Annotated in this window: 12 protein-coding genes; all 12 read left to right on the forward strand. The window is 45.0% G+C overall.

The features are described 5' to 3' along the window. The first annotated feature begins 32 nt into the window (after positions 1–32). On the forward strand, positions 33–1,724 hold the full coding sequence (locus ACED48_RS08955; protein WP_017055832.1) for a type IV pilus secretin PilQ: 1,692 nt from the start codon (positions 33–35) through the stop codon (positions 1,722–1,724). 176 nt (positions 1,725–1,900) lie between these two features. Further along, a complete protein-coding gene (aroK, locus tag ACED48_RS08960; RefSeq protein ID WP_017055831.1) occupies positions 1,901–2,419 on the forward strand; it encodes a shikimate kinase AroK in 519 nt (172 codons plus the stop codon). 25 nt (positions 2,420–2,444) lie between these two features. Continuing rightward, on the forward strand, positions 2,445–3,533 hold the full coding sequence (gene aroB / locus ACED48_RS08965) for a 3-dehydroquinate synthase (protein WP_017055830.1): 1,089 nt from the start codon (positions 2,445–2,447) through the stop codon (positions 3,531–3,533). A 79-nt stretch (positions 3,534–3,612) separates the two neighbouring features. Continuing rightward, positions 3,613–5,118, forward strand: coding sequence for an SPOR domain-containing protein (locus ACED48_RS08970; protein WP_017055829.1), 1,506 nt, complete (start codon positions 3,613–3,615; stop codon positions 5,116–5,118). Positions 5,119–5,187: 69 nt separating this feature from the next. Beyond that, positions 5,188–6,033, forward strand: a complete 846-nt coding sequence (locus tag ACED48_RS08975) for a Dam family site-specific DNA-(adenine-N6)-methyltransferase (RefSeq protein WP_017055828.1) — start codon at positions 5,188–5,190, stop codon at positions 6,031–6,033. Between the two features lie 203 nt (positions 6,034–6,236). After that, the gene (rpe, locus tag ACED48_RS08980) at positions 6,237–6,911 is read left to right on the forward strand and encodes a ribulose-phosphate 3-epimerase (RefSeq protein WP_017055827.1); all 675 of its coding nucleotides are present in this window, start codon (positions 6,237–6,239) and stop codon (positions 6,909–6,911) included. Between the two features lie 119 nt (positions 6,912–7,030). Further along, positions 7,031–7,717 (forward strand): phosphoglycolate phosphatase, encoded by a 687-nt coding sequence (locus ACED48_RS08985; protein WP_017055826.1) that lies wholly within the window; start codon positions 7,031–7,033, stop codon positions 7,715–7,717. Positions 7,718–7,902: 185 nt separating this feature from the next. Beyond that, on the forward strand, positions 7,903–8,919 hold the full coding sequence (trpS, locus tag ACED48_RS08990) for a tryptophan--tRNA ligase (RefSeq protein WP_017055825.1): 1,017 nt from the start codon (positions 7,903–7,905) through the stop codon (positions 8,917–8,919). A gap of 385 nt (positions 8,920–9,304) precedes the next feature. Then, positions 9,305–11,899, forward strand: a complete 2,595-nt coding sequence (locus ACED48_RS08995) for an ExeM/NucH family extracellular endonuclease (RefSeq protein ID WP_017055824.1) — start codon at positions 9,305–9,307, stop codon at positions 11,897–11,899. Between the two features lie 218 nt (positions 11,900–12,117). Further along, positions 12,118–12,696, forward strand: a complete 579-nt coding sequence (locus ACED48_RS09000; protein ID WP_017055823.1) for an aminodeoxychorismate/anthranilate synthase component II — start codon at positions 12,118–12,120, stop codon at positions 12,694–12,696. Positions 12,697–13,095: 399 nt separating this feature from the next. Then, positions 13,096–14,307, forward strand: coding sequence for an aspartate aminotransferase family protein (locus ACED48_RS09005; RefSeq protein ID WP_017055822.1), 1,212 nt, complete (start codon positions 13,096–13,098; stop codon positions 14,305–14,307). 107 nt (positions 14,308–14,414) lie between these two features. Then, positions 14,415–15,434, forward strand: a complete 1,020-nt coding sequence (gene astA / locus ACED48_RS09010; protein ID WP_017055821.1) for an arginine N-succinyltransferase — start codon at positions 14,415–14,417, stop codon at positions 15,432–15,434. Positions 15,435–15,470: the final 36 nt, after the last annotated feature.

Genomic DNA, 15,470 nt, shown 5'->3' on the forward strand with positions numbered 1-15,470 from the left:
ATGTAAATATGATTAAAGGAATAAATGAGTCAATGAACAAAGGGTTACAAGGCTTGATTGTGTCTGTGATGTTGATCTTTAGTGTGCTCAGTCACGCAGAGGACTTACCTAATAAGTTAGAAAATATTGATTTTAGGGTGAACAAAAATAAAGACGCTGTCCTAATTATCGAACTCGCAACCAGCACGGTTGTGGTGGATGTTCAACGTGCGCAAGAGGGGCTAAGCATAGAGCTGATCAATACTCATGTTGATGACAACAGACTCCAGCTTCTTGATGTGAAAGATTTCGCTACCTTGGTTGAAGGCGTGGAAGTGTATAAAGAGGCCCCAAGCACTCGGTTGTTAGCGACAATCAGCAAGGACTACCAATACGAATACAATCTCAAAGGCCGTTTTATTGAGGTGGTGATCAGTAAGCCTGCTCTAGAAGAAGCGGTAACAGAGAAAAGTATACTCGAGAAAGAGGGTAAGCTGATATCGATTAACTTCCAAGATATTCCAGTGCGAAATGTCCTGCAGCTTATCGCTGACTATAACGACTTTAACTTAGTCGTGTCTGATTCAGTAACCGGAAACCTAACTTTACGTTTAGATGGTGTGCCTTGGCAGCAAGTTCTAGATATCATCTTACAGGTCAAAGGGTTAGATAAGCGGGTAGATGGCAATGTCATCTTGGTGGCGCCAAAAGATGAACTAGACCTTCAAGAGCAGCAAGCGTTAGAGAAGTCGCGTTTAGAAGAGGAATTGGGTGAGCTTAAGTCGGAAATCATTAAGATTCACTTTGCTAAAGCGACCGACATTGCCGACATGATTGGTGGTGATGGGACGGTGAGCATGTTGTCCGATCGTGGCTCGATTACTATTGATGAGCGCACCAATTCATTGCTTATTCGTGAACTGGAGGAAAACATTGCCGTGATACGAAGCATTATTGAATCTTTAGATATCCCTGTGAAGCAAGTTCAGATAGAGGCGCGTATTGTGACTGTTACTGAGGGGAACCTTGATGAACTAGGAGTGCGTTGGGGAGCATCTTCAACAAACGGAAGCTTCACGGTTGGTGGTTCTATCGAAGGCAACTACCCGTCTATTGCACCTTACGATAGTAATGGAGGGAATAGCGTCATTGATGAGTACCTCAACGTTAATTTAGGTGCGACATCTTCAAATGCTTCGAGTATCGCATTTCAGGTTGCTAAACTGGGCTCTGATACTCTGCTCGACCTTGAGTTATCAGCGTTACAACAAGAGTCAAAAGCTGAAATTATTTCGAGTCCACGTTTGATTACTACCAATAAAAAGCCCGCTTATATTGAGCAAGGTACTGAAATTCCTTATTTAGAGTCATCTTCAAGTGGTGCAACGTCAGTCGCATTTAAGAAAGCGGTATTGAGCCTTAAGGTGACGCCGCAGATCACGCCAGACAATCGTTTGGTGTTGGATTTGAGCGTAACTCAAGATAGGCCCGGACAGGTGGTGAAAACCGGAACTGGAGAGGCTGTTGCAATTGATACCCAGCGTATTGGCACGCAAGTGCTTGTTAATAATGGTGAAACAGTTGTTCTTGGTGGGATATTTCAGCACAGTGTGAGTAGCACCGTAGATAAAGTTCCTCTATTGGGAGACCTGCCTGTATTAGGGGCTTTGTTCCGCAGAAGCTACGAAAATGTAGGGAAAAGTGAGTTGTTGATCTTTGTTACACCGAAAGTTGTGATTCAGTAATGAACAATTAGATTAAAAATAAAGTTGCATTAGTGGCACCTAACCTTGATAATTTCGGGTCTTATCACGAATTATCTGTGAGGAATCGGTGCCACGGGCCTTTTAATTTCAGTACTTGTACTGACCTACCTTGTGGCGATGTCATTGAATTAACGTTGTAAATTACTGCTAAAAACATGGCTGAGAAACGCAATATTTTTCTTGTTGGCCCAATGGGCGCCGGCAAAAGTACAATTGGTAGACACCTAGCTTCCCAACTTCATATGGAGTTTTTAGACTCCGACACTGTGATCGAAGAGCGCACTGGCGCAGACATCGCATGGGTTTTTGATGTTGAGGGCGAAGAAGGTTTCCGTAAACGCGAAGAATCTGTAATCAACGACCTGACAGAAGAGCAAGGAATTGTTCTTGCGACAGGCGGTGGTTCAGTGCTGAGCAAAGAAAACCGTAACCGTCTATCTGCACGAGGCATTGTTGTATACCTAGAGACAACAATTGAAAAGCAACTTGCTCGCACTAACCGCGACAAGAAACGCCCTCTACTTCAAACAAACAACCCGCGAGATGTACTAGAAGATCTAGCCGTATCTCGCAACGCACTATACGAAGAAGTGGCGGACTACACAGTTCGTACTGACGACCAAAGTGCAAAAGTGGTAGCCAACCAGATCGTAAAAATGCTAGAAGAACGTTAAGTTCATTTTTTTGGAGAGCAAACCCATGGAACGGATTACGGTCAATCTAGCTGAGCGTAGCTACCCTATCTCTATTGGCGCCGGGTTATTTGAAGACCCGGCGTACCTTTCTTTTTTATCAGGCAAACAGAAAGTTGTTGTTATCAGTAATATGACAGTAGCGCCTCTTTATGCCGATAAAATTTTATCGCTATTGGATCAAGTAGGCTGTCAAACTTCTCTTTTAGAGTTGCCAGATGGTGAACAGCACAAAACTCTTGAAACGTTCAATTCAGTGATGAGCTACATGCTTGAAGGAAATTACAGCCGTGATGTGGTGGTGATTGCTTTAGGTGGTGGAGTTATCGGTGATTTGGTCGGTTTTGCTGCTTCTTGTTACCAGCGCGGTATTGATTTCATTCAAATTCCAACGACACTTCTTTCTCAAGTGGACTCTTCTGTAGGTGGTAAAACCGCAGTAAACCATCCCCTTGGTAAGAATATGATCGGCGCTTTCTATCAACCAAAATCTGTCATCATCGATACTAACTGTTTATCTACGCTTCCAGAGCGTGAATTTGCTGCGGGTATTGCTGAGGTGATCAAATACGGCATCATTTACGATGAAGCCTTCTTTGATTGGTTGGAACAGAATTTAGAGAAACTTTATCAACTTGATGAAGAGGCACTGATTACCGCAATTGCTCGTTGTTGTGCAATTAAGGCTGAAGTGGTGGCTATAGATGAAAAAGAGTCAGGAATCAGAGCGTTATTGAACCTAGGTCATACATTTGGTCATGCGATCGAAGCAGAACTAGGCTATGGTAATTGGCTACATGGTGAAGCTGTGTCGTCAGGGACTGTAATGGCAGCGAAAACTGCTCAATTACAGGGACTGATCTCTCAGCAGCAACTTGAGCGAATTATTTCTATACTCAAGAATGCGAAACTGCCAATCCATACGCCAGAAAGCATGTCTTTTGAAGACTTTATGAAACACATGATGCGCGATAAAAAAGTACTGTCTGGTCAGTTACGTTTGGTATTGCCAACAAGTATTGGTGCTGCTGAAGTGGTCGCTGATGTGCCTCAAGACATCATCAAACAAGCGATCGACTTCTGCCGTACCCTTTAAATTTTGTTGTGAGGTTGCCTAGCGAAACTCTAGGCAACTGAAGCGTTTTACTGATCGATCTTATCAGTAGGGATCCCCAATGAGTTTGGCTCATGAATTAAGAGTATTAGAGTTAGAGTCTCAAGTTGAGCTGCTAGAGCGCTTACAGCTTTTGACTAACTTTGGCTCAAATCTTGTAACGGTCGCTGGCAAAGCTGGTTCTGGCCGCTCTTGGTTGGCTCAGCGTTATCTTGAAGCATGGTCAACAGAAAGAAATCAGTGTTTACTACTTTGTCATCCAAGCCAAGACGATCAACAACGCCGCGCACTTATTCTTAGCCAAATTGTTTCTGACCCCCTGTTTAATCAACATGATTCTTTATCTGATAGCCTAACAAGGCTACTGGATGGAGAGCCGTGTCATGTGGTTATCGTTGTTGATGATGCGCACCGTCTCTCTGAGCTATTGGTATCCGAATTATGGATGTTGGTACTGGAAGCTCAATCAAACCCTCAGTGGACGATCAATATCGTTCTCTTCTCGGAAACGGGTCATCTAGACACTCTATTAACACGTCTGAGTTACGGCCAACAACACAAGCCTATCGATCTCGAGATCGATGATCTTTCACAACCAGAAGCTGAACATTTTTTTGAATCACTGGTGATTCGATATGTTGATGATGAGTCTGAAACTCGCGTGCGACGTGCGTTTAGTAAAGCGCGACCTCTGCCCGGAGAGTTAATGGCTTTAGGAGAATTGAAAGTGGAAAAAAGGATTATTATTCGCTCAATCATTGGTTCACCGATCAATATCGCGATTGTGGTGGCCTTGTTGCTGTTGTTAATTGGTGGCGGTTATTGGTGGATGTTCAGTCAGCCAACACCAGACGATAAAGCGCAATCTCTAATTGCACCGATTGAACAGACGGCTATTCCAACCTTTGAAGTGGAAAGCGGCACTGAACAAACCGGCATCAATGAAGCTGTTGACTCTGAAACAACAACCGACATGAGTTACCAAGGCGCAGATGATGACAGCTCTTCTCTGCCACCGAGTGTCGTTGAAGACACCGCCAGTGTTGGAGAGGCCGAGCAAGATCAGCAGCGCGTTGTGATCACCTCTGACGTGGTTGATGCTTTGCTGGATGACAAAGCTGAGAGTGCCGATACCAGTGCGCTTGATGAAAATACCGATGCTGCTGTGAGTTCGCAGTCTGATTCAGTAGAAGCCGAGTCACAGTCGACAGCCGATGAAGAATCAGAACGAACTGACTCAACACCGCCGGCTAAAAAGATCACCTTCTCTTTTGCTCGTGAAGAGTTACAAGCTATCTCGCCACGAGCATATACTCTGCAGTTGAGCGCGATGACCTCACTGGAAGATGTACAATCTTTCATTGAGGAGTATGACCTTGAGAACAAGGTTCGTATCTACCCAACACTTCGCAACGACACCAAGTGGTTTATCATCACTTATCAAGATTACCCAACAATTCAACTGGCACGAGACGCGGTAAGCCTGTTATCAAAACCACTTCAGCAGTTAGAACCTTGGGCAAAATCGATGAATCAAGTGCATCGAGAAATAGAACGTGCGAAATAACCCTGAGCTTGGCCTCAAAATATGTTACATTCCGCAGCCTTATTTTTGAGTTGATAGATAGAGCAGTAAATGAAAAAGCAGCGTGCCTTTCTAAAATGGGCTGGTGGAAAATATGGCCTAGTTGAAGACATCCAACGTCACCTGCCACCTGCTCGTAAATTGGTAGAACCGTTTGTCGGTGCTGGCTCAGTGTTTTTGAATACTGACTTTGAACAGTACCTATTGGCAGATATCAATCCCGATCTTATCAACCTATATAACCTTCTTAAAACGGATCCTGAAACCTACATCACTGAAGCGAAGCGTTGGTTCTGCCCTGAGAACAACCGTAAAGAAGCCTTCCTAGATATTCGAGCTGAGTTCAATGGTACAGATAACGTCATGTATCGCTCGTTGGCTTTCTTGTATATGAACCGATTTGGCTTTAATGGCCTATGTCGTTACAACAAGAAGGGCGGTTTTAACGTTCCGTTTGGTTCTTACAAAAAACCTTACTTCCCAGAAGCTGAGTTGGAGTTTTTTGCCGAGAAAGCGAAAAAAGCCACCTTCGTCTGTGAGGGATACCATGAAACCTTTAGCCGCGCCCGTAAAGGCTGTGTGGTTTACTGTGATCCTCCATACGCACCGCTGTCGAATACGGCTAACTTTACCTCTTACGCAGGTAATGGCTTTAGCTTAGATGATCAAGCTGCGCTGGCGGATGTTGCTGAAAAAGCAGCGATGGAACGCGGTATTCCTGTTTTGATTTCAAATCACGATACGACATTAACGCGTCGCTTATATCATGGTGCGGAATTGAATGTGGTGAAGGTGAAGCGCACTATCAGCCGTAACGGCGCTGGACGTAATAAAGTGGATGAGTTACTGGCGCTTTTTCATAAAGAGAAAAACAAGCAACACGCATCAGCGGAATAGTACTCGTCAGAATAACCTCCAAACTCATTAAATTGAGTGACCAACGGATACTTTCTTAAACTAATCTTTCGAACTGCTAGGATCTGCTTAGGGGCTTAGGTAGAATTGCACACCAAATAGTCTTGGGCTGAGTCTTGTATTTGTGTATGAGATATCACCAAGGCGGTGACATTCGCAATTTACTCACTCTTAAGAGGTTTGGTATGAAAGATTTTCTAATCGCTCCATCGATTTTGTCTGCAGATTTTGCTCGTCTTGGTGAAGACGTAGAAAAAGTACTCGCAGCGGGTGCTGATGTTGTGCACTTCGATGTGATGGACAACCATTACGTACCTAACCTGACTTTTGGCGCGCCTATCTGTAAAGCGCTGCGCGACTACGGTATTACCGCTCCGATCGATGTTCACCTAATGGTTAAGCCAGTGGACAGTATCGTGCCTGAGTTTGCGAGAGCTGGCGCATCAATGATTACTTTTCACGTTGAAGCATCAGAGCACGTCGATCGTACTCTACAGCTAATCAAAGAACACGGCTGTAAAGCAGGTGTGGTTCTTAACCCAGCAACACCACTGTCTTGCCTAGATTACATCATGGACAAAGTAGACATGATTCTACTAATGTCTGTGAACCCTGGCTTCGGCGGTCAATCTTTCATTCCTCATACTCTTGATAAGCTGCGTGCTGTACGTAAGCTGATTGATGACTCAGGCCGTGATATTCGCCTTGAGATTGATGGCGGCGTGAAGGTTGATAACATCCGTGAAATTGCAGAAGCGGGCGCAGATATGTTCGTTGCTGGTTCGGCTATCTTCAATCAACCGGATTACAAAGAAGTGATTGATGAGATGCGTGCAGAGCTTGCAAAAGTTAACGCATAAAAGTAGAACTAGGGTCAGTTGACCTAAACTAGAAAAATTTAGATTAAGGGGCTCATTGGCCCCTTTTTTACGTCTTATCGCTCAACACATAAGACGAATATAATTAATAGGAAAGTAAGATGTCATTAAGTTCAATAAAACTGATCGCCTTTGATTTGGATGGAACCTTGTTAGACAGCGTGCCTGATTTGGCGGTTGCGGCTGACCAAGCTTGTCAGGAACTGGGTTTCTCTTCAGTGAGCGAAGAACACGTTCGCGATTATGTAGGCAATGGTGCTGACGTGCTTATCGGACGCTCACTCAGCCGCAACCTAACTGTTGACCCAAGTCTAGCGCCTGATCTGCTAAAGAAAGCGCGCACCTTGTTTGATGATTTCTACGAGCAGGGCGGCCATAAGCTCAGCCACCTTTACCCTTCAGTAAAAGATACGTTAGCTGAATTACATAAAGCGGGCTTCACCATGGCACTTGTGACCAACAAGCCGTCGAAATTTGTACCCGACGTTCTGGCGCAACACGGTATTGATAAGTACTTTGTTGATGTGTTGGGCGGCGACTCTTTCCCAGAGAAAAAGCCGAACCCAGTGGCGCTGAACTGGTTGCTAGAAAAGCACAATGTGAAGGCAGAAGAGATGCTGATGGTTGGCGATTCAAGTAACGACATCAAAGCCGCTAAGAATGCAGGCTGTCACTCGTTTGGTCTGACTTACGGTTACAACCACGGTGAGCCAATTTCAGCATCAAACCCTGACTATGTCGCAGACAACATTGCGCAATTACTAGATGTCGTTCTAGTTTCAGCATAAAGCGGACAAAAGTTAGCGAACCTACTAGCAAAATACTTGTCAATGAGTACACTGGATGAGCCGTACAGAAGAGCTGTGCGGCTTTTCTATATTTAAGTTAAGAAGCTAGGCGAATAAGCGAAGTTAACAAACTAAGTTAACAAGCGCAGTGAAAAACCAAGCGAATAAGCAAAGGAATTAAAACCATGAGCAAGCCCATCGTATTGAGTGGTGTTCAACCATCTGGTGAACTAAGTATCGGTAACTACTTGGGTGCTCTACGTCAATGGCAACAGATGCAAGATGATTACGATTGCCAATACTGTGTTGTAGACCTTCACGCAATTACGGTTCGCCAAGACCCGAAAGCACTGCATGAAGCGACTCTAGACGCACTAGCAATCTGTCTTGCTGTCGGTGTTGATCCAAAGAAGAGCACGCTATTTGTTCAGTCACACGTACCAGAGCATGCTCAACTTGGTTGGCTTCTTAACTGTTACACACAAATGGGTGAACTGAGCCGTATGACTCAGTTTAAAGATAAGTCTGCGCGTCACTCGAACGACGTAAACGTAGGCCTATACGACTACCCAGTGTTGATGGCTGCAGACATCCTGCTTTACGGTGCTCACCAAGTACCTGTAGGTAGCGACCAGAAACAACACTTAGAGCTAGCGCGTGATATCGCAACTCGTTTTAACAACATCTACGGTCCTGAAACGCCAATCTTCCAAGTACCAGAACCTTACATTCCAACAGTGAATGCACGTGTAATGAGCTTGCAAGATGCGACGAAGAAGATGTCTAAGTCAGACGACAACCGTAAGAACGTCATTACTCTGCTAGAAGAGCCTAAGTCGATCATCAAGAAGATCAACAAAGCGCAAACCGATGCAGAAACACCACCACGTATTGCTCACGATTGGGAAAACAAAGCGGGTATTTCTAACCTAATGGGCTTGTACTCTGCAGCGACGGGTAAAAGGTTCGCAGAGATCGAAGCGCAATACCAAGGCGTTGAAATGTACGGTCCATTTAAGAAAGATGTAGGTGCAGCATTGGTTGAGATGCTTGAGCCGATTCAATCTGAATACCACCGTATCCGTGCTGATCGTGCGTACATGGACGCAGTAATGAAAGCGGGGGCTGAAAAAGCGTCTGAGCGTGCTTCTGTGACACTGAAAAAAGCGTACGCAGCAGTTGGTTTTGTTACTCGCCCATAGGGTGAACTAAAACAACTTGCTTGAGAATTTGAGCCCAAAGTAGCTTTTGTTTACTTTGGGCTTTTTAATGCCCATTCTATTTACCTTCCCCGAAAACCTCTTGTTTGAACTGATAATTTACGCAGTGTTTTGCTAGCATACCCGTGGCTTTAATGCTGTGCAGATGATCTTATTCAGCACTCTCAATTTTTATAAAATTAGGCTTGTTTCTATTTGTGTTGGAAATATATAACGTGCCAAACAATTGATGATTCCAAAGTGATAAGTTCCTCATTTTCTTGCCAACTGACTTATTCCTTTCATAAATAAACCTGATAGTTACCACAAAATACATGACTGCCCATAGACGGCAGTGACGATAACTCAATGAACTCAGGTGAAACGGATGGCTCTTTTACACAAACCTTCATTGCTAGCAGTGGCAATTGGTAGCTTGTTAACCACAAGCGCACACGCTGATTTGTTTATTTCACAATATGTGGAAGGCGGCAGTTACAACAAAGCGGTTGAGATAGCTAATAACGGCGATAGCCGTATTAACTTAGATGGTTATTCACTGGCTAAATCAGCGAATGGTAACGGATCATGGGGGGCCACTTTATCTTTAGATGGCCACGTTTTAGCGCCCGGTCAGGTGCTTGTTGTCGCTCATACCAATGCCAGTGATGAGATTAAGGCCGTCGCTGACATTCTAAATGCTTCGCTGGCTAACCATAATGGAGACGATCCACTGGCTATCTTGAATTCAGACTCAAGTGTGCTGGATATGATTGGTGTGATGGGCGATGTGGACTGGGGCAAAGATGTCACTTTGGTTCGTGCGACACAAACACCATCGGCGACGTTTGACGCTTCACAGTGGGTATCGCTACCAAAAGATAGTATTGAAGGGCTAGGTTCACTAGACAGTGTTGAACTGCCAGAAGCGTTCACTTGTACACAAGATGGCTCAGATCCGGTATTCACCACTATTCAAGAGATCCAAGGTGAAGGTGCAACCTCGCCATTCATCGATGGCTATCCGTATATCACTGATGATGAATACTTCGTCAAAGGTGTGGTAAGTGCAGTGACTACAGGCCTAACCAAAGGCTTCTATCTGAAAGCTCTTGAGGATGACTTCAACTCAAGCACCTCTGAAGGCTTATTCATTCATACTAACCAGTCAAGCTCAGAGCTAGCCGCGGGCGATGTGGTGTGTGTCAAAGGCAAGGTTCAAGAATACTACAGCCACACTCAACTTAAAGTTGAAAACAATCAATGGCTAAAGCAGTGGACACAACAAGCACCTGAAGCAACGGCGATTGAAGCGCTAGACAGTGACGAGAACTTCGCTGCAACGCTTGAACGCTACGAAGGCATGTTGGTGAAAACAACCGAAGCACTTGATATGCGTGTAACGCGTACCTTCGGTTATGACTACGCAGGTCGTCGTAACAACATGGTGTTGGCGCATGAGCGTATCAACATGCAGCCTAACCAGCTTTTCGCCGCAGGTTCTGATGGCGCGAAACAACAAACAGAAGACAACGCAGACCGTCGCCTGTTCGTTGAAGCCGATCAAAAAGCGGGTGACGGACAAGTTCCTTTCTATCCATACTTTGGCCGTACCGACATCGACCAGGATGGTTCAACAGAAGATTACATCCGCATTGATGACACCATTGTTGGTCTAGAAGGTGTTCTGACCTACAGCTACGGTGAATACCGTTTAATTGCGACTAACCAGATTTCTGCTGAAAACTTCGTTCGTAACGATCCGCGTACCGACAAGCCAGATATGGATGAAGGTGACCTACGTATCGCGACCTTCAATGTACTGAACTACTTTAATTCTCCATTTGGCGGTGATGCGAATCAGCACGGTAATAACCGTGGTGCGAACACCATCACTGAGTTTGAGATGCAGCAAGAGAAGATTGTCAACGCGATTCTTCGCTTAGATGCAGACATCATTGGCTTGATGGAAATTGAGAACAACGGCTTTGGTGAAGGCTCTGCCATTGGGCAGCTTGTTAATCAACTGAATAACCGTATTGAACGTAAGAAAGACCGTTATACGTTTGTCGCTGTCGATTCTAATGAAGATGGCGTAACCGACGAGATGGACTCGATTGGTACCGACGTAATCACAACGGGTGTTATCTACCGTAAGAAGGTAGTGAAGCTTAAAGACAGCCGTGTTATCGCGATGCCAAGCCAGCAAGCTCCAGAGGTGTTAGACGATTCAGGTAAGGTGATTGAAGACGGTAAGAACTACCAACGCGACTCATTGGCGCCAACCTTTAAAGTTAAAGGCACCAAAGAGAAACTCACCGTAGCGATTAACCACTTTAAATCGAAAGGTTCTAAGTGTTGGGAAGATGCTGCGCCAGTTGAAGAGGGTGGTCAAGGTGGTGTTGATGCCGATAAGCAAGGTTCATGTGAGAACTTCCGTGTGGCAGCTGCGGTCGCATTAGGTGAAGCGCTTGATGGCATCAAAGGCCATAAAGTGATTCTGGGTGATATGAACTCGTACGGCATGGAAGATCCAATGCTGGTGCTGACGGATTACTCTGAAGAGAAATACGGTAAGCAAATCAAAGCGGCGCGTAACACTTACATTGATGGTGTTGAGCAGTTTGGTGATAGCGGTGCGGTGATTACTAAGAACTACGGCTACATTAATGCTGTGGCTCAAAAGCACCCAGACAGCTGGAGCTATTCATACAATGACGAAGTGGGCGCGCTGGATCACCTGTTGATCAGCGAGAGCTTGAAGGGCATGGTGGTTGATGCGACCGACTGGCACATCAATGGTGGTGAATCGACGTTGTTTGACTACAACGAAGAGTACAAAGGCGATCTACCTAAGTACCAAGATCACTTCCGTTCATCAGATCATGATCCTGCTGTTCTTGAGCTAAGAGTCGGCGGTTCATTCGGCTTTGGTGCACTGATGTCATTGTTCGGACTAGCAATGTGGCGTCGTCGCAAGTAGCTTAGTCACAAGTAGCTCGATAACAAGTAAACGAGCCATAAACTATGCTAGCAAACCAATCCAGATAGCTCAGATCTATCTGTAAACAATTAAGGTCAACTTAGGTTGGCCTTAATTATTGGCGAAATGCAGTTTCCACTTGCCTTTCGCTATGGGTATTGCACAATACCGCCCCTATATCTCCCAACCCTTTAGTATTTAGCAAACGATTTCGACCCATGTTACTTATCATCGATAACTACGACTCCTTTACCTATAACTTGTATCAGTATTTCTGTGAGTTAGGGGTAACTGTAAAAGTTGTACGCAACGATGAGATTGATATCGCAGGCATCGAATCACTGAATCCTAGCCACCTTGTTATCTCACCAGGTCCTTGTACACCGGATGATGCGGGGATCTCCCTGCAAGTCATTGAACACTTTGTTGGTAAGCTGCCGATCTTAGGTGTGTGTCTTGGTCATCAAGCCATTGCTCAAGCCTTTGGTGGTGAAGTGGTGAGAGCCAGACAAGTGATGCACGGTAAAACCTCTCCAATCCGTCACAACGGTAAGAGTGTTTTTCAAGGGCTTAATAACCCTCTGACTGTGACACGTTACCATTCCCTAGTGGTGAAAAATGGCACGCTACCCGACTGCTTTGAACTTACTTCTTGGACGGAATTTGAAGATGGCAGCATGGATGAGATCATGGGTTATCAACACAAAACCTTGCCGATTGATGCAGTACAGTTCCACCCTGAATCGATTAAAACAGATCAGGGACACCAACTTCTGGCTAATTTCCTAAGACGCTAGGTGTTTGAATCCGTGTTTTAAGCGCTCCTCCCTCCCTGACACTGATCACCTTTTATAACATTTCTCCCTCGTTAGGCTAAGTTTTTAGTCTATGCAATATTATTCGCCTTATTTCGTCTCGAACCCAATATACCGCAATGCCAGTAAGGCTTTGCTGTTGTTAGAGATACGCTTGAGTAGAAAAAGCTTCATAAAATAGATTAATTGATGCATAAATAGTCATAAGTAGTGACATTTAGCTGGCTGTCATGGATGGCTAAAGAATAATCTACTATTGAAAACGTTAATTAAATGTAAATATAATGCTGCGGCGGGATTATGACGGGACAAAATATTTTGTCTCACTTATAAACCAATACGCTTATTTGCGAAGCTTGCGGTATCGAGAAGGAATGTACGATGACAGTGGAAAATAAAGTAGAACGTAGTCTGTTTAATGAGGTGATGGTGCCTTGTTATAACCCAATGGAAATGATCCCAGTGAAAGGGGAAGGCGCACGCGTTTGGGACCAACAAGGCCGAGAGTATATCGACTTTGCTGGTGGTATCGCTGTGAGCTGTTTGGGTCACTGTCACCCAGCAATGGTTAACGCCGTTACTGAGCAAGCAAACAAGATTTGGCACCTAAGTAACGTGATGACCAACGAACCTGCACTGCGTCTAGCGAAAAAGCTAACCGATGTGTGTTTTGCAGAAAAAGTATTCTTTGCGAACTCTGGCGCAGAAGCAAACGAAGCAGCTCTTAAGCTAGCTCGTCGTTGGGCGGCGGATGTTCATGGCCCTGAGAAATCTGAAATCATTGCATTCAAACAAGGTTTCCATGGTCGTACTTTCTTTACTGTAACGGTTGGTGGTCAAGAAGCTTATTCTGACGGCTTCGGTCCTAAACCGGGCGATGTGACTCACCTGCCTTACAATGATATTGCCGCGCTAGAAGCGCACATCTCAGATCGCACATGTGCAATCATGATGGAACCTCTGCAAGGTGAGGGCGGTATCATTTCTCCAACGTCTGAATTCGTGAACACAGTTCGTGAACTGTGTGACAAACACAATGCACTGCTTATCTTTGATGAAGTGCAAACGGGTAATGGTCGTACTGGTAATTTTTACGCTTACCAAGGCCTAGGTGTGACACCTGATATTCTAAGCACTGCGAAATCACTCGGTGGTGGTTTCCCTATCGGTGCAATGTTAACGACCACAGAGCTAGCAGAGCACCTGAAAGTAGGTACTCACGGTTCTACTTACGGTGGTAACCCACTGGCGTGTGCTGTTGCAGAAGCGGTTGTTGATGTGGTTAGCCAACCTGAAGTATTAGCAGGCGTGAAAGAGCGTGAAGCATTGTTCCGTGATGGTCTTGCTAAGATTAACGACAAGTACCAAATCTTCAGTGAAGTTCGTGGTAAAGGTCTATTGCTAGGTGCTGCGCTTAATGAAGAGTGGCAAGGCCGTGCACGCGACGTATTAGTAGCAGCAGGTGAACAAGGCTTGATGGTACTGGTTGCGGGTGCAAACGTGGTTCGTTTCACGCCATCACTGGTTATTACTACACAAGAAATTGAAGAAGGCTTATCAAAACTAGACAAAGCAATCGCTACGCTAGTATAGCCTGAGCGGCGTCATAGGAATCATCGTCATTAGAGCGATCCTATGACGTTTCGCTGAAGGCCCAAGCTTCTGGTTTTGGGCCTGTTTTGCATCTGGAGGGAATATTGATGCTAGTTGTTCGCCCAATTAAATTATCTGACTACGATTCGCTGCATACCTGCGCCGTTGAGTCAGGACATGGATTTACGTCTCTTCCGGTTAATGAAGAACTGTTAACCAACCGAATTACTCACTCTGAATACAGCTTTGCCAAACAAGATGTGACTGAGCCCGGTGACGAAGGCTACCTAATGGTTGGCTTTGATACCGAAACTGGAGAAGTCGCAGGTACGACAGGGATCGAAGCTTCGATTGGCTGGGATGTACCGTTTTATTCTTACCACATCAGTAAAGTGGTTCACTCATCACAAAAGCTTGGCGTTAACAATGTCGTGAAGCTGCTGACTTTCGGTAATAACTACACCGGATGCAGTGAGATCTGCACACTATTCTTGCGACCTGATTTCCGTGGTGGATTGAATGGCCGTTTGATGTCTAAGTGTCGTTTCTTGATCATGGCTGAACACCCGGAGCGTTTCTCGAAAACGATTTTTGCTGAAATGCGTGGTGTATCGGATGCTGAAGGCAATTCACCTTTCTGGCAGTGGCTGCAAGAGCACTTCTTCTCTATTGATTTTACACTTGCAGATTACCTAACCGGTATTGGTAAGAAAGGCTTCATTGCTGACCTAATGCCAAAGTTACCAATCTACGTAAACTTATTGAGTAAAGAGGCCCAGTCTGTGATTGGCCAAGTGCACGATAATACTCGTCCGGCACTTAAGCTACTTGAACGTGAAGGTTTTACTAACCGTGGCTATGTTGACATCTTTGATGCAGGTCCAACGGTTGAATGTGATTTAAAAAATATCGAATCAGTGCGTCATGCGATTCGTGCTCAAGTAAAAATTGCCGATCACTCTAGCTCGAAAGACTTCCTAATTGGTAATACTTCGTTTGAAAACTTCCGCGCGGTCGCCGCGAAAGGCGCGTATGACCAAGAAAGAGACACAGTGATTTTATCATCTGAAGTAGCAAGCGCTCTTGAAGTAAAAGAAGGCGAATTCGTTCGCATGTTGGCTCAATAAGAGCGGTGATTATCTGTCGAAGATTTTTAAGGATAG

The organism is Vibrio sp. 5S239 (assembly GCF_041439575.1).
GTDB lineage: Bacteria > Pseudomonadota > Gammaproteobacteria > Enterobacterales > Vibrionaceae > Vibrio > Vibrio kanaloae.

Bases quoted from the DNA above. Each gene is read 5' to 3' on its own strand.
- ACED48_RS08955 (WP_017055832.1), top strand. From the start codon at position 33: ATGAACAAAGGGTTACAAGGCTTGATTGTGTCTGTGATGTTGATCTTT.
- aroK (WP_017055831.1), top strand. From the start codon at position 1,901: ATGGCTGAGAAACGCAATATTTTTCTTGTTGGCCCAATGGGCGCCGGC.
- aroB (WP_017055830.1), top strand. From the start codon at position 2,445: ATGGAACGGATTACGGTCAATCTAGCTGAGCGTAGCTACCCTATCTCT.
- ACED48_RS08970 (WP_017055829.1), top strand. From the start codon at position 3,613: ATGAGTTTGGCTCATGAATTAAGAGTATTAGAGTTAGAGTCTCAAGTT.
- ACED48_RS08975 (WP_017055828.1), top strand. From the start codon at position 5,188: ATGAAAAAGCAGCGTGCCTTTCTAAAATGGGCTGGTGGAAAATATGGC.
- rpe (WP_017055827.1), top strand. From the start codon at position 6,237: ATGAAAGATTTTCTAATCGCTCCATCGATTTTGTCTGCAGATTTTGCT.
- ACED48_RS08985 (WP_017055826.1), top strand. From the start codon at position 7,031: ATGTCATTAAGTTCAATAAAACTGATCGCCTTTGATTTGGATGGAACC.
- trpS (WP_017055825.1), top strand. From the start codon at position 7,903: ATGAGCAAGCCCATCGTATTGAGTGGTGTTCAACCATCTGGTGAACTA.
- ACED48_RS08995 (WP_017055824.1), top strand. From the start codon at position 9,305: ATGGCTCTTTTACACAAACCTTCATTGCTAGCAGTGGCAATTGGTAGC.
- ACED48_RS09000 (WP_017055823.1), top strand. From the start codon at position 12,118: ATGTTACTTATCATCGATAACTACGACTCCTTTACCTATAACTTGTAT.
- ACED48_RS09005 (WP_017055822.1), top strand. From the start codon at position 13,096: ATGACAGTGGAAAATAAAGTAGAACGTAGTCTGTTTAATGAGGTGATG.
- astA (WP_017055821.1), top strand. From the start codon at position 14,415: ATGCTAGTTGTTCGCCCAATTAAATTATCTGACTACGATTCGCTGCAT.